The organism is Acidovorax sp. Q11 (genome assembly GCF_054950075.1).
Map to the genome: position 1 here is coordinate 1 of NZ_JBUDZG010000029.1, position 18469 is coordinate 18469.

At 64.8% G+C, this 18469-nt stretch carries 19 protein-coding genes; 8 read left to right on the forward strand and 11 right to left on the reverse strand.

The features are described from left to right. The 9 genes from ACYZGB_RS18480 to ACYZGB_RS18520 form a co-directional block, all read right to left on the reverse strand. The coding region (locus ACYZGB_RS18480) for a GTP-binding protein (RefSeq protein ID WP_255577894.1) at nucleotides 1-151 on the reverse strand (151 nt) is incomplete at its 3' end. Nucleotides 152-293: 142 nt separating this feature from the next. Then, entirely contained in the window at nucleotides 294-2396 is a 2103-nt protein-coding gene (gene fusA / locus ACYZGB_RS18485; protein ID WP_462390338.1) for an elongation factor G, read from the reverse strand. A gap of 150 nt (nucleotides 2397-2546) precedes the next feature. Continuing rightward, complete coding sequence (gene rpsG, locus ACYZGB_RS18490) at nucleotides 2547-3020, reverse strand: 30S ribosomal protein S7 (protein ID WP_005798541.1); 474 nt, start codon at nucleotides 3018-3020, stop codon at nucleotides 2547-2549. Nucleotides 3021-3189: 169 nt separating this feature from the next. Then, nucleotides 3190-3567, reverse strand: coding sequence for a 30S ribosomal protein S12 (rpsL, locus tag ACYZGB_RS18495; protein ID WP_015012185.1), 378 nt, complete (start codon nucleotides 3565-3567; stop codon nucleotides 3190-3192). A gap of 340 nt (nucleotides 3568-3907) precedes the next feature. Continuing rightward, a complete protein-coding gene (locus ACYZGB_RS18500; RefSeq protein WP_462390339.1) occupies nucleotides 3908-5077 on the reverse strand; it encodes a D-alanyl-D-alanine carboxypeptidase family protein in 1170 nt (389 codons plus the stop codon). Between the two features lie 92 nt (nucleotides 5078-5169). Continuing rightward, nucleotides 5170-5820 carry an alpha/beta hydrolase gene (locus ACYZGB_RS18505; RefSeq protein WP_462390340.1) on the reverse strand — a complete coding sequence of 217 codons (651 nt, stop codon included), beginning with the start codon at nucleotides 5818-5820 and terminating at the stop codon, nucleotides 5170-5172. Between the two features lie 91 nt (nucleotides 5821-5911). Beyond that, nucleotides 5912-6271 carry a (2Fe-2S) ferredoxin domain-containing protein gene (locus ACYZGB_RS18510; RefSeq protein ID WP_462390341.1) on the reverse strand — a complete coding sequence of 120 codons (360 nt, stop codon included), beginning with the start codon at nucleotides 6269-6271 and terminating at the stop codon, nucleotides 5912-5914. Nucleotides 6272-6280: 9 nt separating this feature from the next. Further along, a complete protein-coding gene (locus ACYZGB_RS18515; protein ID WP_462390342.1) occupies nucleotides 6281-7378 on the reverse strand; it encodes a VanZ family protein in 1098 nt (365 codons plus the stop codon). A gap of 4 nt (nucleotides 7379-7382) precedes the next feature. After that, nucleotides 7383-7820, reverse strand: coding sequence for a CopD family protein (locus ACYZGB_RS18520; protein ID WP_462390343.1), 438 nt, complete (start codon nucleotides 7818-7820; stop codon nucleotides 7383-7385). Between the two features lie 434 nt (nucleotides 7821-8254). On the opposite strand from ACYZGB_RS18520, the gene hemB reads away from it, so the two are divergent. Together hemB and ACYZGB_RS18530 are read left to right on the forward strand one after the other, a co-directional pair. After that, a complete protein-coding gene (gene hemB / locus ACYZGB_RS18525) occupies nucleotides 8255-9262 on the forward strand; it encodes a porphobilinogen synthase (RefSeq protein ID WP_462390344.1) in 1008 nt (335 codons plus the stop codon). A gap of 68 nt (nucleotides 9263-9330) precedes the next feature. After that, nucleotides 9331-10473 (forward strand): magnesium transporter CorA family protein, encoded by a 1143-nt coding sequence (locus ACYZGB_RS18530; RefSeq protein WP_462390345.1) that lies wholly within the window; start codon nucleotides 9331-9333, stop codon nucleotides 10471-10473. A gap of 173 nt (nucleotides 10474-10646) precedes the next feature. On the opposite strand, the gene ACYZGB_RS18535 is transcribed toward ACYZGB_RS18530, so the two are convergent. Both ACYZGB_RS18535 and ACYZGB_RS18540 read right to left on the reverse strand, forming a co-directional pair. Beyond that, nucleotides 10647-11570, reverse strand: coding sequence for an amidohydrolase (locus tag ACYZGB_RS18535; RefSeq protein WP_462390346.1), 924 nt, complete (start codon nucleotides 11568-11570; stop codon nucleotides 10647-10649). A 43-nt stretch (nucleotides 11571-11613) separates the two neighbouring features. Further along, nucleotides 11614-12303: a dienelactone hydrolase family protein gene (locus ACYZGB_RS18540; protein WP_462390347.1), complete on the reverse strand. Its 690-nt coding sequence runs from the start codon at nucleotides 12301-12303 to the stop codon at nucleotides 11614-11616. A gap of 115 nt (nucleotides 12304-12418) precedes the next feature. Here ACYZGB_RS18540 and ACYZGB_RS18545 point away from each other — a divergent pair, with 115 nt between their 5' ends. The 6 genes from ACYZGB_RS18545 (at nucleotide 12419) to ACYZGB_RS18570 (ending at nucleotide 17813) form a co-directional block, all read left to right on the forward strand. After that, nucleotides 12419-13165: an SDR family oxidoreductase gene (locus tag ACYZGB_RS18545; protein WP_462390348.1), complete on the forward strand. Its 747-nt coding sequence runs from the start codon at nucleotides 12419-12421 to the stop codon at nucleotides 13163-13165. Next, nucleotides 13165-13800 carry a MarC family protein gene (locus tag ACYZGB_RS18550; protein ID WP_057228413.1) on the forward strand — a complete coding sequence of 212 codons (636 nt, stop codon included), beginning with the start codon at nucleotides 13165-13167 and terminating at the stop codon, nucleotides 13798-13800. Before ACYZGB_RS18545 ends, ACYZGB_RS18550 begins: the two co-directional genes overlap by 1 nt. A 6-nt stretch (nucleotides 13801-13806) precedes the next feature. After that, on the forward strand, nucleotides 13807-14514 hold the full coding sequence (locus ACYZGB_RS18555; protein ID WP_462390349.1) for a winged helix-turn-helix domain-containing protein: 708 nt from the start codon (nucleotides 13807-13809) through the stop codon (nucleotides 14512-14514). 91 nt (nucleotides 14515-14605) lie between these two features. Next, complete coding sequence (locus ACYZGB_RS18560; RefSeq protein WP_462390350.1) at nucleotides 14606-15997, forward strand: hypothetical protein; 1392 nt, start codon at nucleotides 14606-14608, stop codon at nucleotides 15995-15997. Nucleotides 15998-16076: 79 nt separating this feature from the next. Beyond that, nucleotides 16077-17558, forward strand: coding sequence for a two-component system sensor histidine kinase CreC (gene creC, locus ACYZGB_RS18565; protein ID WP_462390351.1), 1482 nt, complete (start codon nucleotides 16077-16079; stop codon nucleotides 17556-17558). 114 nt (nucleotides 17559-17672) lie between these two features. Continuing rightward, the gene (locus ACYZGB_RS18570; RefSeq protein ID WP_462390352.1) at nucleotides 17673-17813 is read left to right on the forward strand and encodes a hypothetical protein; all 141 of its coding nucleotides are present in this window, start codon (nucleotides 17673-17675) and stop codon (nucleotides 17811-17813) included. Nucleotides 17814-18469 lie beyond the last annotated feature (656 nt).

The following is an 18469-nucleotide window of genomic DNA, read 5'->3' on the forward strand; positions in this document are numbered from 1 at the left end:
CGATCTGGTCGTAGGCCTTGGCTTCGCCGCCAAACTTGGCCGACAGCACGGTAGCGATCGCTGCCGTCAGGGTCGTCTTGCCATGGTCCACGTGGCCGATCGTGCCCACGTTGACGTGGGGCTTGGTGCGTTCAAACTTACCTTTTGCCATTTCAATTCTCCAAAGAGCAATCCCTGTGTAGTGGTTTTACGTCTGCATCTGGTTGCTGAATCACCCCGCACAGGGAACAGGGTGGCACCGGATCGCAGACAAAACAAAGCCCAGGCCAAAGAGGCCCGGGCGAAGTGCTTACTTACTTGGCGCGTGCTGCCATGATGGCTTCAGACACGTTGCGAGGGGCTTCGCTGTAGTGCTTGAATTCCATCGTGTAGGTGGCGCGGCCTTGCGACATGGAGCGCAAGGTCGTGGAGTAGCCGAACATTTCAGACAGGGGCACTTCGGCCTTGATGGCCTTGCCGCCGCCCGGGATATCGTCCATGCCCTGCACCATGCCGCGACGGCTGGACAGGTCGCCCATCACGTTGCCAGCGTAGTCTTCAGGCGTTTCCACTTCCACGGCCATCATGGGTTCCAGAATGACTGGACCGGCCTTCTTGCAACCTTCCTTGAAACCGAAGATAGCAGCCATCTTGAACGCCAGTTCGTTCGAGTCCACATCGTGGTACGAACCGAAGTGCAGCGTAACCTTGACGTCCACCACAGGGTAACCAGCCAGCACGCCTTGCGTCACGGCTTCGTTGAAACCCTTTTCCACGGCCGGGATGAATTCGCGAGGAACCACACCGCCCTTGATCGCGTCCACGAACTCGTTGCCCTTGCCGGCTTCGTTGGGTTCGATCTTGAGCACGACGTGGCCGTACTGACCCTTACCACCGGACTGGCGCACGAACTTGCCTTCGGCTTCTTCCACCGTCTTGCGGATGGTTTCGCGGTATGCCACCTGGGGCTTGCCCACGTTGGCTTCCACGCCGAATTCACGCTTCATGCGGTCCACGATGATTTCCAGGTGCAGCTCGCCCATACCGGCGATCAGCGTCTGGCCCGATTCTTCATCGGTCTTCACGCGGAACGATGGATCTTCTGCGGCCAGGCGCTGCAGAGCGATACCCATCTTTTCCTGGTCGGCCTTGGTCTTGGGTTCCACGGCCTGGGTAATCACAGGCTCAGGGAACACCATGCGCTCCAGAATGATCTGGGAATCGATGTCGCTCAGCGTTTCACCGGTGGTCACGTCCTTCAGACCCACACAGGCAGCGATGTCACCAGCGCGAATTTCTTCGACTTCCATGCGCTCGTTGGCGTGCATCTGCACGATACGGCCGATACGTTCCTTCTTGCCCTTGATGGGGTTGTAGACGGTATCGCCCTTGGTCAGCACGCCGGAGTACACGCGCACGAAGGTCAGCTGACCCACGAACGGGTCGGTCATCAGCTTGAACGCCAGGGCCGAGAACTTCTCGCCGTCGTCCGCCTTGCGGGTCACGGGCTGCTCGTCTTCGTCGGTACCCGTCACGTCCGGAATGTCCGTCGGTGCTGGCAGGTAGTCGATCACGGCATCCAGCATGCGCTGCACGCCCTTGTTCTTGAACGCGGTACCGCACAGCATCGGGTGGATTTCCGTGGCGATGGTGCGCGTGCGCAGACCGAACTTGATCTCGGCTTCCGTCAAGTCACCCTCTTCCAGGTACTTGTTCATCAGGTCTTCAGAGGCTTCAGCAGCCGCTTCCACCATCTTCTCGCGCCATTCTTTGGCGGATGCGACCAGATCAGCTGGAATTTCTTCGTAGCTGAACTTCATGCCCTGGGAAGCCTCATCCCACAGGATAGCCTTCATCTTGAGCAGATCGACCACGCCGGTGAACTTGTCTTCGGCACCGATCGGGATCACGACAGGCACGGGGTTCGCCTTCAGGCGCAGCTTCATCTGGTCATAGACCTTGAAGAAGTTGGCACCGGTACGGTCCATCTTGTTCACAAAGGCCAGACGCGGCACCTTGTACTTGTTGGCCTGGCGCCAGACGGTTTCCGACTGGGGCTGCACGCCACCCACGGCGCAATACACCATGCAGGCGCCGTCGAGCACGCGCATCGAACGTTCCACTTCGATCGTGAAGTCCACGTGACCGGGGGTGTCGATGATGTTGAAGCGATGCTCTTCGTAGGAGTTGTCCATGCCCTTCCAGAAGCAGGTCGTGGCAGCCGAGGTGATCGTGATGCCGCGCTCTTGTTCCTGCTCCATCCAGTCCATGGTGGCAGCGCCGTCGTGCACTTCACCAATCTTGTGGCTCACGCCCGTGTAGAACAGGATACGTTCGGTGGTCGTGGTCTTGCCAGCGTCAATGTGGGCCGAGATACCGATATTGCGGTAGCGCTCGATGGGAGTCTTGCGAGCCATGGTGGATCCTTGGATGGGTCGTGTTATTCAGGGGAAGGGTGCAGCATTGTGGCGCTGCGACCCGTCAATTTTGTGACCACCTCAATCGCCACAAGGCTGCAGGCAAAAATGCCGGCAGCCTTGCGCTTGGCGACGAAGCGATTCGTCGATTTAGAAGCGGAAGTGGCTGAATGCCTTGTTGGCTTCGGCCATGCGGTGCACTTCGTCACGCTTCTTCATGGCGCCGCCACGGCCTTCGGTGGCTTCCAGCAGTTCGTTGGCCAGGCGTTGGGCCATCGACTTTTCGCCACGCTTGCGGGCGGCTTCCTTGATCCAGCGCATGGACAGGGCCAGACGACGGACAGGACGCACTTCCACGGGCACCTGGTAGTTGGCACCGCCCACGCGGCGGGACTTCACTTCCACCATGGGCTTCACGTTGTTGATGGCAACGGTGAAGGCTTCCAGAGGGTCCTTATCGGGGTGCTTCTTCTCGATCAGCTCCAGGGCGCCGTAAATGATGCGCTCTGCAACTGCCTTCTTGCCGCCTTCCATGATCACGTTCATGAATTTGGACAGCTCTACATTGCCGAACTTGGGATCCGGCAGGATTTCACGTTTGGGGACTTCGCGACGACGTGGCATTTTTTACCTCTATCTTTGCTTCAGTTGGCGTCTTTTCAGACACCGCGAGAGTCATTAAAACTCCCACTTACTCGACCCGCGCAGAACACCTGCGTTTGGGGTCACTACGCTGCATCACCGCGCCACGCGGGGAACAGCACCGAAAATTCTTTGCAAAAAAGCGCAGGGCTTACTTGGCCTTGGGCTTCTTGGCGCCGTACTTGGAGCGCGCTTGCTTGCGGTCTTTCACGCCTTGCAAGTCGAGCGAACCGCGCACGATGTGGTAACGCACACCGGGCAAGTCCTTCACACGACCGCCGCGAACCAGCACCACGCTGTGTTCCTGCAGGTTGTGGCCTTCACCGCCGATGTAGGAGATCACCTCAAAACCGTTGGTCAGGCGCACCTTGGCAACCTTACGCAGAGCGGAGTTAGGCTTCTTAGGCGTCGTGGTGTACACACGGGTGCACACGCCGCGGCGCTGTGGAGAGTTTTCCATCGCAGGGCTCTTGGACTTGGTCTTTTCGACCTCGCGCCCCTGACGGACCAGTTGATTGATGGTTGGCATGAAATACGTCCCTAAACGTAAAAAACGAAAACGTGAAACCCTTCGGAAATTCCGAAAAGCCTTCTAATGTAGCAGCAAGCCCCTGAACGGGCAAGCGGTACGAGGCTTCTCCCCTGGGCACAGCAAGAGTTCTCTTCCTGTCCAGGCCCCCTGCGGCGTGAAGCAGCGCCACCCACAACCGCCGAAAGCGCGCCGCCCCCAACCAAGACCACCGCGCAAGGGTCGCCGGGTTGCGCAACGGCGTTTCGCTTGCGTGCGCTGGCGGTGCCCCCCTCCCGAGCGGCGCAGCCATTCGATAGAAGGGGTGAAGGCGCGGCAGCGCCTCAGGGGGAGGGTCTTGCTACTTTATCCACAGGCGGATCGCATCCCAGGCCCGGCCCAGGATGCCCGCCTGCTCTACCCCTTCCAGCGCCAGCAGGGGCACTTCGCCCACCACCTGCTCGCCCAGCATCACCTTCAGGGTGCCGATAGGCTGGCCCTTGGTGTAAGGCGCCACCAGCGGGTCGGGGCGGGCAATCTGGGTGGTGACCTTGCCTGCGCTGCCCGCAGGCACGGCCACGACGATGGCCTCTTCGCGGCCGATCTTCAGCACGCTGTCCTTGCCCTTCCAGACGGCGGGGGTGGCCACGGGCTTGCCCGCATCGAACAGCTTAACGGCTTCGAACGCGGTGTAGCCCCAGTTCAGCAGCTTCTGGCTTTCGTTCGCGCGCGCGTTTTCACTCGCTGCACCCAGCACGATGGACAGCAGGCGGCGTTGGCCCACGCCTGGGAAGTCACGCTTGGACGTGGCCACCAGGCAGTAGCCGGCGGCAGCCGTGTGGCCGGTCTTGAGGCCGTCGACCGTCGGATCGCGGAACAGCAGCGAATTGCGGTTGTTGCCGTTCGATGCGGGCGTGCCGGGGTAGCTGTACTGCTTGGTGGAGTAATAGTGCATGTACTCCGGGAAGTCCTTCATCAGGCGCATGGCCAGCACGGACAGGTCGCGCGCCGTGGTGGTGTGGCCAGGTTCGGTCAGGCCTTCGGGGTTCTTGTAGCTCGTGCCGTTCATGCCCAGGGCCTTGGCTTGGTCGTTCATGAGTTTGACGAAGTTCTCGGCCGTTCCGCCCACGCCTTCGGCCAGGGCCATGGTGGCGTCGTTGCCGGACTGCACGATCATGCCCTTGATGAGGTCTTCGACCGGCACCTGCATCTTGGGGTCGATGAACATGCGCGAGCCGGGCATCTTCCAGGCGCGCACGCTCACGGGCAGCTTCTGGTCCAGCGCGATCTTCTTGGCGCGCAGTGCGTCAAACACCAGGTAGCCCGTCATGAGCTTGGTGAGCGAGGCCTGCTCCACCGGCGCGTCGATGTCCTTGGCGGCCAGCACCTGGTTGGCGGTGACATCCACCAGCATGTAGGTGCGCGCGGCGATTTCGGGGGGCTGGGGTGCCTGGGCCAGGGCGCCGAAGGCAGCCGGGGCCACCGCAGCAAAGACGGCCAGGGATCGCAACGCAGACAGGATTCGTTTCATGGGGCAATAGGGGGCTGGAGAGGCTCAGAAAAAGAGGAAAAAGAGAAACGCGCAGAGAGGGGAAGAAGGCCCGAAAAGCCCGGGCCGCCCCCTCAGGCGCCCGATTGCAGGTGGCGGACCACCAGATTCTTCAAAAGCGGCAATTGTCCGTGAAAGAAATGCCCGCCCGCCGGGATGACTGTGACAGGCAGTATCTGGGGCCGCGCCCAGTCCATGACGGACGCCAGCGGCACGGTGTCGTCTGCCTCGCCGTGCACGACCAGGGTGCGCAGGTGGGCGTCGGGCGGCACCGGGGCCACGGTGAATCGGCTGGCGGCGGTGCCGACCAGCACGGCCTGGTCCACCCTGCCTTGGGGCCAGAGCGTGGCCAGCGCGTGGCTGGTGACAAACGCGCCAAACGAGAAGCCCGCCAGCGCAATGCGCTGGCCCTCGGCCACGGGCGCCACCTGTTCCACCACAGCCAGCAGGTCCTGGAGCTCGCCCCGGCCGTCGTCGTGCACGCCTGCGGTGCCGCCCACACCCCGGAAGTTGAAGCGCACGGCCGTGTAACCGCACTGCACAAAGGCACGCGCCAGGGTCTGCACCACCTTGTTGTCCATGGTGCCGCCAAACAGCGGATGGGGATGGGCAATGATGGCCACGCCCCGGGGGGCGGCCCCTTCGGCCAGCGCGGCGCTGTCGCGCACGGCCTCGATGGCGCCTGCGGGGCCGGACAGGGTCAGGCGTTCGGTCTGGGCATTCACGGGATTGCTACTCTATTGATAGCTACAAACGCTTATCCATCAGGCGCAAGCAGCCAAAATCATTCAAAAAAGACGAGGGATGGAGCCCGCATCAGCGGCCAAGTTCCGCCGGTGTGACCAGGCGCTCCACCACCTGGCCGTTCTTGAGGTGCGATTCGACGATCTCGTCGATGTCGGCCGCGTCCACATAGGTGTACCAGGTGCCCTCGGGGTAGACCACGGCCACGGGGCCGCCCGCGCAGCGGTCCAGGCAACCGGCCTTGTTCACACGCACCTTGCCTGCGCCTGCCAGCCCGGCCGCCTTGACCTGGGCCTTGCAGCGGTCAAAACCCGCCTGGGCGTTGTGGTGGGCGCAGCTGTCTTCGCCGTTGGTGCGCTCGTTCAGGCAGAAGAAGATATGGCGCTGGTAGTAGCCGGGCGCTGCGGCCGGTGCGGAGGAGGTGTCACTCATCCGGGCATTTTAAGTTTGCGCATCCCGCCGGGACACCCGCAAAAGCACATACAGCAGCGTGGCATAAGGCCACAGCCAGCCCAGCCACTGCCCCAGACCATAAAAGCGGATGAAGCGCCCCTGCTCCCAGATCTGCAGGGTCTGGGCAAAGTACGCGCTGGTGGGCGCCTGGTTGAGCAGCGCCAGATGCCAGGCCAGCGCCAGCAGCAGCACGGCGGCGCAGGCCCGGCGCGGCAGGGCCACCAGCAGCAGCGCCAGCGCCAGCGCCCCCCACACGCCCACGCGCACGGGCAGGCTCATCCATTCCCAGGCGTGCACCGGGCCCCAGCTCAGCGCGGCCGACAGTGCCGTGAGGACCACGCCCACCACCACCACGCCCAGCGCAAACAGTGCGCGCCGCCCCATCTGGCGGATCACGCAGTAGCCCAGCAGGCAAGGGATGAGCAGGCCCAGCGTGACGCACAGCAGCTCTCCACTGGGCGAAAGCGGGTCCAGCGCGGCCTCGCGCAGGGGCAGCCAGTCAAGAAACGGGGTGTCGGCCAGCAGTTCGATGAGCGCCGCCTCCAGCCGCTCCAGCACCTGGCCCAGCCCAAAAGGCACAGCCGCCGGGAACAGCAGTGCCATCGGCCACAGCGCCAGCAGCACCATCCCCCCGCTGGCGTCCGAGACAAACCAGCGCGAGCGGAAGTCGCTCCAGCGGTCCAGCGCACCCAGACGCTCCAGCAGCGCCGCGCTCAGGGCGCCCGCCAGGGTGCCGCCGATGTTGAGCAGCAGGTCCAGGTTGGATGGCACCCGCCGGGGCAGGTAGATCTGCAAAAACTCCAGCGCCAGCGACAGCAGCGCGCCCACCAGCGTGGCCAGCAGCACCGCCCCCCGGCCCCAGCCAGAGCGCAGCATGCCCAGCACCAGCAAAAAGCCCAGCGGCGCATAACCGGCCGCATTGGTGACCACGTCAAACCCCGTCCAGTACGGCGGGGGCAGGCGGGCCAGCAGGAACACCAGCGGGTCGATGCCCTGCGCGCGCCAGCCGTCAAACGGGAACAGGCTCGCAAAAACGATGAGCGCCGTGTAGATCAGCGCGAGCGGCCAGGCGGAGGTCTTGTGCACCGGTTCAGAAAGGCTTGACGACCACCAGCACCACAGCCACCAGCAGCAGCAGCACGGGCGCCTCGTTGAACCAGCGGAACCACACGTGGCTCTTGCGGCAGTTGCCGTCGGCCAGCTTGCGCAGCAGCACGGCGCAGGCATGGTGGTAGCCGATCACCAGCAGCACCACGGCCAGCTTCGCGTGCATCCAGCCATTTCCCTGTGACGCGGGGCCCCGGCCGATGCCATAGCCCATCCACAGCCACAGGCCCAGGGCCAGTGCAGGCACCGCCAGCAAGGTGGTAAAGCGCAGCAGCTTGCGCGCCATCAAGAGCAGCCGGTCGCGCTCGGCCACCGAGCCCGGTGCCACCATCTGCAGGTTCACGAAGATGCGTGGCAAATAGAAAAGGCCAGCAAACCAGCTGGCCACGAAAACGATGTGAAAGGCTTTGACCCAGAGCATGGGTGCAGTTTACGTTCCAGCAAGCTTTGCCACAGCCGAGGGCCGGACAAAAAAAGCCCGGCTATCCGCCGGGCCAGGAAAGCCTGTTTTGCATTGCTGCAATCCGAGGCCCCGCTCAGGGAGGAAAGCGGGGGGCAGCAAGCCGCCCAGCGCCAATTTAGCACCGGGCACACGCTGTTACAAGCGGCAATACCAGAGCATGCAAAGTGGCGCCGCATCTCGCAACAGACTCCGCCAGCGCGGAGCCTCCCTACCCCAATGGCCCACCGTGCACGCCTTTCCTTTCGATGGAGCGCGCCTCACCCCAGTGCACCCGTGGATCCGGCTGTGCCGGTCCAGGGGTGCGTCCCCCTCGAGGGGCTGAGGGCCAACGCCTCTGGCGGCGGCACCGAGGCGCCGACAAGCAGCACAGGGGGGGGCTTCATAATCCAATGATGCACCTCCAAAGCCCCGCCCCCTTCCCCCAGAACCGCCCCCGCCGCCTGCGCCGCGACGCCTTCACCCGCCGCCTGGTGCGCGAGAACCAGGTGACCGCCGACGACCTGATCTACCCCGTGTTTGTGCACGAGGGCCAAGGCCGCAGCGAGGCCATTGCGTCGATGCCCGGCGTGGAGCGCCTGAGCCTGGACCTGCTGCTGCCCGTGGCCGAAGACTGCGTGAAGCTGGGCATCCCGGTGCTGGCGCTCTTTCCCGCCATCGACCCGGCCCTGAAGACACCGGACGGCAAGGAGGCCCTGAACCCCGACGGCCTGATCCCGCGCGTGGTGCGGGCACTGAAGAAAGAATTCCCCGACCTGGGCGTGATGACCGACGTGGCACTGGACCCCTACACCAGCCACGGCCAGGACGGCGTGCTGGACGCCACCGGCTACATCATCAATGACGAGACGGTGGAGATCCTCACCGGCCAGGCGCTCACGCATGCCGAGGCGGGCGTGGACATCGTCGCCCCCAGCGACATGATGGACGGGCGCATCGGCGCTATCCGAGAGGCGCTGGAGGTGCAAGGCCACATCCACACCCGCATCATGGCCTACAGCGCCAAGTACGCCAGCGCTTTCTACGGCCCCTTCCGTGACGCGGTGGGCACGCGCGGCGCCCTGGGCAAGGCCGACAAGAACGTCTACCAGATGGACCCCGGCAACAGCGACGAGGCCCTGCGTGAAGTCGCCATCGACATCGCCGAAGGCGCCGACATGGTGATGGTCAAACCCGGCATGCCCTACCTGGACATCGTGCGCCGCGTGAAGGACGAGTTCAAGGTGCCCACATTCGCCTACCAGGTGAGCGGCGAGTACGCCATGATCAAGGCCGCCGCCGCCAACGGCTGGCTGGACCACGATGCCGTGATGATGGAAAGCCTGCTGGCCTTCAAGCGGGCGGGCGCCGACGGCGTGCTGACCTACTTCGCCCGCGACGTTGCCCGGAAACTTCAAAAATAATAGCTACCAGCGCTTACCCAGCGCGCGCATAAGCCATTTTTGACCACAAATCCGGGGCCTTGTTGTTCATGCGCATCTTCCACATCCACAGCGGCGGCGTGCAGGAGCTGGCCGAGCTGCCCGCACAGATGCCCGCCCAGGGTTTTGTCTGGATCGCCTGCGCGCGCCCGGTGTTCCAGGCGCGGCTGACCGAGATCCAGGCGAGCCTGCAGGCCCTGGCAGGGCTGCAGTTGGTGGACCTGCATGTGTCCGACCTGCTCAACGCCCAGCTGCCCTCGCACTACGACTACACCTCGCAGTACGACCTGCTGGTGTTTCGCCGCCTGGCCACGGCGCAGGGCGACGGGGCGGCCCAGCCCCCGGCCCCAGCGCCTGTTGCCCCGGCAGAGAACCCCGCGCGCCGCAGCGGCCCGCCCGTGCTGCGCCGCATCGACACCAGCCCCGTGGGCTTTGCCGTGTTCGACCAGCTGCTGCTGACCGTGCACCCCAGCGACTGCGCCGTGCGCGATGCCTATGCCACGCGGCTGCTGGCCTCGGTGCCCGCGGCCAGCACCAACGGCGAGGGCCGCAGCAACCCGGCGGCCGGCGCCCGCGTGCCCACCGGCCCGGCCGACCTGATGCTGCGCGTGGTCAACCAGATGGTGGACGGCTACCTGGACCTGCGCCGCGAGCTCACGCGCCAGCTGGACCACTGGCAGACCGAACTGCTCAGGCCCCGCGCGCGCTACGTCAACTGGAATTCGCTGCTCGAAGCGCGCCTGTCGCTGCACATGCTCGACGAAATCTGCGAAGACCAGCGCACCGCCGTGCAGGACTGGATTGACGCGCTGGAAACCTGGACCCTGCCCGACACCCCCGCAGGCCTGCGCGAGCTGGACCTGCTGAAGGTGCGCAGCCGCGACGTGCTGGAGCACATCGAGCGTGTGGTGCACCACGTGCGGCGGCTGGAGCAAAGCACTGAAACCGCCGTGCAGATGCATTTTTCGGTCCAAAGCAACCGCACCAACGACATCATGCGCACGCTCACGGCGCTCACCGCCGTGTTCCTGCCGCTGAACCTGATCGCGGGCATCTTCGGCATGAACTTCGAGTTTCTGCCGCTGATCCACAAGGCCGACGGCTTCTGGTGGGCGCTGGGATCGATGGTGTTCATCGCCCTGTCGCTGGTGCTGCTGTTCTGGCGCAAGCGGTATCTGGCGAGGACTCGGTGACAACCCCCTGAGCGGCTACGGCGCTTCCCCCTTCTCTCGAATCGCTGCGCGATTCGGGAAGGGGGACGATGCCCTCGCTGCGGGGCGGCCCTTGCTTGGCATCCCTGGCTAGGGTCAGCGCCCCTATCGGCGGGCGTCACTCAAAAACAGGAAGGGTCATATGCTCCAGTGCCCTATGGTCGGGCCACACCAACACCGAACAACCCCGCCCCGTTGTCCCACGCCACCTTGCGCGCCACATCGGCAGGCAGGCCGCCCAGCCACTGGCGGTAGCCCTGCATCAGGCTTTCGTAGTGCTGCCAGCGCTGGTTCACCCAGGTGTCCGAGCCGATCACGAAGCGCGTCGGGTACTTGAGCAGCAGCGCACGCCAGGCGGGGCACAGCTGGTTGTCGTCACACACCAGGCCCGGGCGGTACGAGAGTTCGCCCACCAGGCCGGGGTAGCGCGCCATCAGCGCATCCACCCTATCCACCGGCGCGCCGCCGATGCCAGTGTGGGCCCAGATCAGGCGCGCCTTCTGCCCCTTCGACGGGGTGTGGGCCATCAGCAGGTCGATGGCGACATCGTCCACATGGGCCAACACCACCAGGTCACGCTCTTCGGCCAGGGCCATGAGCTTCTGGGCCACGGGGCCGTTGGCATTGGCGCTGTCGTACAGGTGGAACTCGCCAATGCCCCGGTAGGGCCCGGCCGCCGTGCCGCGCGCCAGTTCGGTCTGCACCATGGTGTAGATGCTCTCGTCGGCAAACCAGCCGGTGTAGTCCGCCCGGTTGCGGTACAGCCGCACAAAGGGCACGACGGTGACGCCCGCCTCACGCGTCTGCGGCAGGCGCGCCAGCGTGAGCGAACCCGCGTTGGGCCGCGAATTGGCCACGATGGCGCGCACGCCGCTGGCCTTCATGCGCGCGAGCACATCAGCGGGCGGGTGGGGGCCGGTTTTGCCGTCCCACGCTTCCTCGTTGTAGTGCAGGTGCGCGTCGAACAGGGGGCCGGTGTAGTCGGCCGCATGGGCGCTGGTGCCAATTGCTACCAAAAAAATAGCTATCAGCGCTTGCTGGATGCACGCCAGGGGCCCAAAAAGCTTGAATTTTTCCATGGCAACCCCGGGTAGATGCGTTGATAGGTGGGTGTTGGTTGTCTCAGGCCAAGTGCTTGTCGAAGAACGCCAGGGTGCGGTCGCGCGCGGTCATGGCCGCAGGCTCGTCGTAGCTGCCGCGCTGGTCGCAGTTGAAGCCGTGGTCGGCGGCGTAGATGTGCACCTCGGCCCCCGGCTGCGCGCGGGCAAAGGCCTGCACGCTGTCCACGGGGATCCAGTGATCGCGCTCGCCAAAGTGGGCCAGCACGGGCACGCGCGGCTGGCGGGCGGCTTCGTCGGGGCTGGTCATGCCACCGCCGTAGTAGGGCACGGCGGCCGACAGGCCATTGAGCGTGCAGGCCGCGCGCCAGGTGAGCAGCCCACCCCAGCAAAAGCCCACGATGCCCACCTTGCGGCCGCTTTGCGCGGCGGCGTAGTCGATGGCGGCCTGGATGTCGGGCATCACGCCAGGGGCGGGCAGCGCCTCCACCGCCGCTTTCAGGCCCATACCAGCCTGCATGTCGTCGCCGGTGTAGCCCAACTCCACGCCGGTTTTCACACGGTGGAAGGTCGAAGGCGCCACCGCCAGGTAGCCACGCGCCGCAAAGCGGTCGGCCACGGCGCGGATGTGGGAGTTCACGCCAAAAATCTCCTGCAGCACCACCACGGCGCCACGCGGTGCGGCATCGGGCTGGGCCACCCAGGCCGGAAACACAAAACCGTCACCCGAAGTCAGATCGACAAACTGTCCCATGCTGCAATCTCCTTGATAAAAATGCGCCGGAGTGGAGGTGCGCCTGCTGCAAACCGCTGCCCGCAGCACCCAGAACCTGTTCCAATGCGCCATTCTTGCAGGAGACCCCGATTTCATGGACAAGATCGCCTTAATCACCGGTGCCAGCCGAGGCATTGGCGCCGCCACCGCCCTGCTGGCGGCACGCCAGGGCTGGGCGGTGGCGGTGAACTACCAAGGCAACCAGGCCGCCGCCGATGCGGTGGTGCAGCAGATCCGCGCCGCAGGCGGCACCGCGCTGGCCGTGCAGGCCGATGTGGCCGATGAAGCCCAGGTGCTGGCCATGTTTGCCACCATCGACGCGCAACTGGGCCGCGTCACCGCACTGGTAAACAACGCAGGCGTGGTGGACACCACCCAGCGGGTGGACGAGATGAGCGTGGCGCGCCTGCGCCGCATGTTCGACATCAACGTGATCGGCAGCTTCATCTGCGCCCGCGAGGCTGTGCGCCGCATGAGCACGCGCCATGGCGGCGCTGGCGGGGCCATCGTCAACGTCTCCAGCGCCGCGTCACGCCTGGGTTCGGCCCACCAGTATGTGGACTACGCGGCGGCCAAGGGCGCCATCGACACCTTCACCGTGGGCCTGGCGCGCGAGGTGGCGGCCGAAGGCATCCGTGTGAACGCCGTGCGCCCGGGCCTCATTGAAACCGACATCCACGCCAGCGGCGGCCTGCCCGACCGCGTGCGCGACCTGGCCCACCAGGTGCCCATGTTGCGCGGCGGCACGGCCGAAGAAGTGGCCGAGGCCATCGTGTGGCTGATGTCGGATGCTTCGCCTTACACCACCATGTCCCTTTTAGAAGTCTCCGGAGGCCGTTGATGGATCTCAAACCGCTCATTACCTTGCTGGCCATCGTGAACCCACTGGCCATCGTCCCGTTCTTCATCCACTACACCCAGGGCTTTTCGTACGCGCAGCGGCGCCGCACCATCCGGGTGGCCAGCTTCAGCGTGTTCTGCGTGATCGCGGCCTGTGCGCTGCTGGGCCTGCAGATCCTCGATTTTTTCAACATCTCGCTGCAGAGCTTTCAGGTGGGCGGCGGCATGCTGCTGCTCATCAGCGCGATGAACATGCTCAACGCCCAGCCCGCCGAGGCCAAGCCCAGCACCAATGAATACGAAGAAGGGGCAGAGAAAGCCGCAGCGGGCAGCAGCATTGCCGTGGTGCCACTCACTATCCCGCTGCTCACCGGCCCGGCCAGCATGTCCACCGTGGTGATCTACGCCGACCGCGCCCAGGGCGTGTGGCAGACCGCTACCCTGGTGGGCTACGGCGTGGTCATCGCCCTGGCCACCGCCGTGTGTTTTTCGCTGGCCGACCCGATTGCACGCGTGCTGGGCAAGACCGGCATCAATGTGATGACCCGCCTGATGGGCCTGATCCTGGCCGCGCTGGCGGTGGAGGTGATGGCGGACGGGCTGGGCAAGATTTTCCCCGTACTGATCGCGCGCTGACCGTCCATGTCTGCCCGCCTGCTGCTCCTCGAAGACGACCCCGCCATCGCCCGCACCGTGGCCTATGCGCTGGAACGCGACGGGCTGCTGGTGACGCACAGCCTGCTGGTGAACGATGCGCGCCTGCAGCTGCAGCGCACACGTTTTGACCTGCTGGTGCTGGACGTGGGCCTGCCCGACGGCAGCGGTCTGGACCTGCTGCGCGACGTGCGCAATGCGCCGCCCACCGCCGCCCTGCCCGTGCTCATGCTCAGCGCCCACGGCGAAGAAATCGACCGCGTGCTGGGCCTGGAGCTGGGCGCGGACGACTACCTCACCAAACCCTTCAGCCCGCGCGAACTGGCCGCGCGCGTGAAGGCGCTGCTGCGCCGCGCGGGTCACGGAAACGGCAACGGCCACCCGGCAGCGCCCGCCGCCACGGCCGCCGCGCTGTTCCACGACGACGAGACGGGCCAGCGCATCAGCCTGCGCGGCCAGGCCCTGCCACTGACCCGGCGCGAGTACCGCCTGCTGTCCCACCTGCTGCGCGGCGCAGGCCGCATCCATTCACGCGACGCCCTGCTGGCCGCCGCGTGGGGCGACGACAGCGAAAGCACCGACCGCACGGTGGACACCCACATCAAAACCCTGCGCGCCAAGCTGCGCGAGGTGGACCCGGCGAGTGAATACATCAGCACGCACCGGGGCATGGGGTATTGCCTCGATGTGCAATAAAAAGCGGCCCTACCGCTCGTCGGTATTGGGTTTATAGCTATCTATTTTTATGAAGTACTTGCGCCGTTGCTTGAAAGCATTGGGCTGGCTGATGCTGGCCCTGGGGGGCTTGGCCGCCGTGTGGCTGGCCGCACTGATCATTGCCAACTGGAACGACGACGCCTTGACCGAGGCGGCCCAGCGCGCGCTGCAGTACACGCCGCCCACCGAGCAATCCCTGGAGGGCAACGGCTATTTAATCTTGATGGGGCTGGACGCACCCGCCGGGGGCGATGCCATCGGTGATGCCATGGCACTGGGCCGCCAGCGCCTGGCGCGCGAAATCGAGCGCAGGCGCTGGGTGGAGGCCCATGGCGACCGGCAGGAAGGGATGCCTCCGTCGATTGCAACCGAGGCCACGTTGGGTGACGTACTGCCCGACCGGCTGCGTTGCCCAGTCGGCGAACCGGATTGTTTTGCCTGGTTTGTGAAACATGGCGATAAAGTGCAGGCCTTGGCGAAAAACCACCAGGCCCTGCTGCAACGGCTGGCGGCAGCAGCCAGTGCCCCGCAGTTCAGCAACCCCGCCCCTTTTTACCTGCTGGCCGAATTCCCGCCCTATGCGCTCCTGGTGCGCGCCCATGAACTTTTGCTGGCCCAGGCCGCGTTGGAATGGATGCACGGGCAGCCGCAACAGACCGTGGACATCGCCCGCCAGGCCGCCCAACTACGCAGCCGCCTGGCAAGCAACTCCAACAGCCTGATTGCCTCCATGATCGCGCTGGCCATGCAGCACCGCGAATTGCGCTGGTTCAGCGATGCGAGCGCACAAACAGCATCGCCAACACCTGCGGCTGTGTCCACAGCGATCGAAGAACTTCTTTCCGTGCCGACCGAGTCCTTGGGGTCAGCCATGGAGGGGGAAATGCGTTTTGTTGCCAGCGGTTTTTATATGTACAAAACCGTTAATTTGTTCACCAGTCCATGGGACGCACCCCCCACATGGTGGCAACGCCTTTTGAGCAAAGCGAGCAATTGGGCCTATTTACCCAGACAGACGCTCAATCTCTCGCTCGACTACCTGCAGCAAGTGCACACCATTCACGGCATGCCTGCCCCGCGACAGGACGCAGCTTTCTCCACACTCATGCAGCAACTGGAAGATGATGGAGCGTGTCTGCCCTGGAAACGCTTGCGCAATGTCACGGGAACATGTCTGGCGGCGATCACGGCGCCCAGTTACCAGGGCTACGCCCAGCGGGTGACAGACATCGACGGCTACCGCCGCCTCGTCCTCCTGCAGCACCGCGCCGCCGCAGAACAGGTCGCCCCGCCCGACATGCCCGCGTGGCTGGCACAGTCACCCGAGGAATTGCGCAACCCTTACACCCTGGAGCCGATGCAATGGGATGCAGCCACCCGCAGCCTCGTGTTTGAAGGCCGCGAGGAGCAGAACCAGAACCCTGGCCGGTCCTCGACCTACCGCGTTCGCTTGCGGGGGTAAAAAAGGCATGAAATCCGCCGTCTGCGCGCGCCCAGCAATCCTTTGCAGCTACTGTTTTTACAAAAGGGTCCACTGATCCATGCGCCTCGGCATCCGCCTGCTGTTCGCCTTCTTCCTCATCAACGGCATCGCCGCGTTTTTTGTGCTGCGCGTGTTCATGGCAGAGATCAAGCCCAGCGTGCGCGAGGTGATGGAGGACATGATGGTGGACACGGCCAACATCCTGGCCGAGCTGGCCAGCGAAGACCTGGCCGCCGGGCGGTTGGCGGCGGGGGCTGACAACAGCAGCACCAGTCCGTTTGCGCAGCATGTGCGCCGCTATGCCACGCGGCCCATCGACGCGGCGATCTGGGGCTTCTCCAAGCAGTCGCTGGACTACCGCATCTATGTGACCGACACCACGGGGCGCGTGCTGTTCGACTCGGAGAACCGCGCCATCGGCGCCGACTACTCGCAGTGGCGCGACGTGGCCCGCACGCTGCGGGGCGAGTACGGCGCACGCTCTACGCGCGATGTGGAAGATGACGACACCAGCGGCGTGATGCATGTGGCCGCGCCCATCTACGTGCAGGAGCGGATCGCGGGTGTGCTAACGGTGGCCAAGCCGACGCGCACGGTGCAGCGCTTCATCGACAGGGCCGAGCGCAAGGTGTTCATGGGCGGGCTGTTGCTGCTGGCACTCTCGGCCGTCGTGGGCGTGGCGGTGACACTGTGGATGGTGTGGAACGTGCGCCGCCTGCGCGACTACGCCCTGAGCGTGCAGGGCCCCGCCGATGGCGAACGCCACGACCCGACTCTTCCGCCCCCCACGGCCCTGGCCGTGCCTGAGGTGCCCGGCGAGCTGGGCGACCTGGCCCGCGCCATGGACCGCATGCGCGCGCGGCTGGAGGGGCGCGACTACATCGAGGGCTATGTTCGCGCGCTCACGCACGAACTCAAGAGCCCCGTGGCCGCCATCCGGGGCGCAGGCGAGCTGCTGCAGGACGAGCTGCCCGCCGCCGACCGCGCCGAATTCGCGACCCAGGTGGTGCAGCAAAGCGAGCGCCTGCAGCGCATCATCGACCGGCTGCTGGAGCTGTCCAAGCTGGAGCAGCGCCACCATGCCGAAGGCCGCGCGCCCGTGGCGCTGCACGACTGCGCCGAGGCCGCCATTGCCCAGACCCGCGCCCGCGCCGGGCAGCGCGGCATCAGCCTGGCACTGGAAGGGCTCGGCACCAGCGGCCCGTGGGAGGCAGAGCTGGTGACGCTGGCGCTGACCAACCTGCTGGACAACGCCATCGACTTTGCACCTGCGGGCAGCACGGTGCGGGTGGAGTTGGACGGCGCCACGGTGGCCGTGCAGGACAGCGGCCCTGGCGTGCCCGACTACGCGCTGCCGCGCCTGGGCGAGCGCTTTTTCACCACCGCGCGGCCGGGCGGGGAGCGCAGTGGATCGGGACTGGGGCTGGCGATTGTGCAGCGTGTGATGGCGCTGCACGGCGGGCAGATGGTGGTGCGCAACACGGCGCCGGGGCTGCGGGTGGAGCTGGTGTTTGGGGCCTCTAAGCGGCCGCCACCTTGAGGCGGGGCTGGGCATTCAGGAAGTGCACGAGGTCGCCCACGGTGTTGACCTTGTCGTAAAAGGGATTGGTCTGCGTGTCGGAGAGGTTGCAAGCTGGCCCGCCTGATCTACGCCATGCTGACCCAAGGGCAGGAATACACCGACCGAGGGCAGGATTACTTCGAGGAGCGCTACCGCCAGCGCGTCTTGCACAACCTCGCCCAGAAGGCCAAGGCTATGGGCATGCAGCTCATTCCCACCGACTACCCCGCCTGAAAACACCATGAAAATCAATCAGTTATCTGGTGTTTCTTGAGAGGGCGCAGCTCGAACGACCGCGCATAGAGCAAGGGCGCGCTTTGGCAGCAGAGACGCACAAACGGCTCCTGAAAACAGCGCAAAAAGTGCCAATGCTATCGGCCAGGAGAGAAGCAAGACTAAGCCGGGAAGTATGCCAAAGGAGAAAAGTTCATGCTTAGGGTCTTGCACGCCGTAGAACCACCCGAAAAACAAAAACGTTGAGACGAACGTAGAAGCGGACGAAACGGCGCCACCCAGTGCTGCACGAGAAGATCTTGATTGCAGATGGCTTTCTGGCTTGTAGAAGAACGCAAAAAGGGCACCCGCTAAAGCGGCTGGAACGCCACCTACGGTATAGCTAAGACTAAGCATAGCTGGGATCGGCATTGCTACGGCCGGTCCAAGGACTGCAAACCAGGTCGCACATAGGAAAACAAAGCGAAATGGTCGCGACCTTGGGTTGGGCATCTGCAGCCTCTTAACGAATGAAAGGGACTTCCCCGTCCCGAACTAGCCGCATGCGGCAAACGGCAACCGAGTGCCACGACGGGAGGTGCATTCTCTCATCAACTCATTCGGAAGGGGAAATCCATGACGATTCAAGTGGAAGTACGACGATCCGCAGCGACGAT

Excerpts from the sequence above, each read along its gene's own strand:
- fusA (WP_462390338.1), bottom strand. The coding sequence starts at position 2,396 with ATGGCTCGCAAGACTCCCATCGAGCGCTACCGCAATATCGGTATCTCG.
- rpsG (WP_005798541.1), bottom strand. The coding sequence starts at position 3,020 with ATGCCACGTCGTCGCGAAGTCCCCAAACGTGAAATCCTGCCGGATCCC.
- rpsL (WP_015012185.1), bottom strand. The coding sequence starts at position 3,567 with ATGCCAACCATCAATCAACTGGTCCGTCAGGGGCGCGAGGTCGAAAAG.
- ACYZGB_RS18500 (WP_462390339.1), bottom strand. The coding sequence starts at position 5,077 with ATGAAACGAATCCTGTCTGCGTTGCGATCCCTGGCCGTCTTTGCTGCG.
- ACYZGB_RS18510 (WP_462390341.1), bottom strand. The coding sequence starts at position 6,271 with ATGAGTGACACCTCCTCCGCACCGGCCGCAGCGCCCGGCTACTACCAG.
- ACYZGB_RS18520 (WP_462390343.1), bottom strand. The coding sequence starts at position 7,820 with ATGCTCTGGGTCAAAGCCTTTCACATCGTTTTCGTGGCCAGCTGGTTT.
- hemB (WP_462390344.1), top strand. The coding sequence starts at position 8,255 with ATGCACCTCCAAAGCCCCGCCCCCTTCCCCCAGAACCGCCCCCGCCGC.
- ACYZGB_RS18530 (WP_462390345.1), top strand. The coding sequence starts at position 9,331 with ATGCGCATCTTCCACATCCACAGCGGCGGCGTGCAGGAGCTGGCCGAG.
- ACYZGB_RS18535 (WP_462390346.1), bottom strand. The coding sequence starts at position 11,570 with ATGGAAAAATTCAAGCTTTTTGGGCCCCTGGCGTGCATCCAGCAAGCG.
- ACYZGB_RS18540 (WP_462390347.1), bottom strand. The coding sequence starts at position 12,303 with ATGGGACAGTTTGTCGATCTGACTTCGGGTGACGGTTTTGTGTTTCCG.
- ACYZGB_RS18545 (WP_462390348.1), top strand. The coding sequence starts at position 12,419 with ATGGACAAGATCGCCTTAATCACCGGTGCCAGCCGAGGCATTGGCGCC.
- ACYZGB_RS18550 (WP_057228413.1), top strand. The coding sequence starts at position 13,165 with ATGGATCTCAAACCGCTCATTACCTTGCTGGCCATCGTGAACCCACTG.
- ACYZGB_RS18555 (WP_462390349.1), top strand. The coding sequence starts at position 13,807 with ATGTCTGCCCGCCTGCTGCTCCTCGAAGACGACCCCGCCATCGCCCGC.
- ACYZGB_RS18560 (WP_462390350.1), top strand. The coding sequence starts at position 14,606 with ATGCTGGCCCTGGGGGGCTTGGCCGCCGTGTGGCTGGCCGCACTGATC.
- creC (WP_462390351.1), top strand. The coding sequence starts at position 16,077 with ATGCGCCTCGGCATCCGCCTGCTGTTCGCCTTCTTCCTCATCAACGGC.
- ACYZGB_RS18570 (WP_462390352.1), top strand. The coding sequence starts at position 17,673 with ATGCTGACCCAAGGGCAGGAATACACCGACCGAGGGCAGGATTACTTC.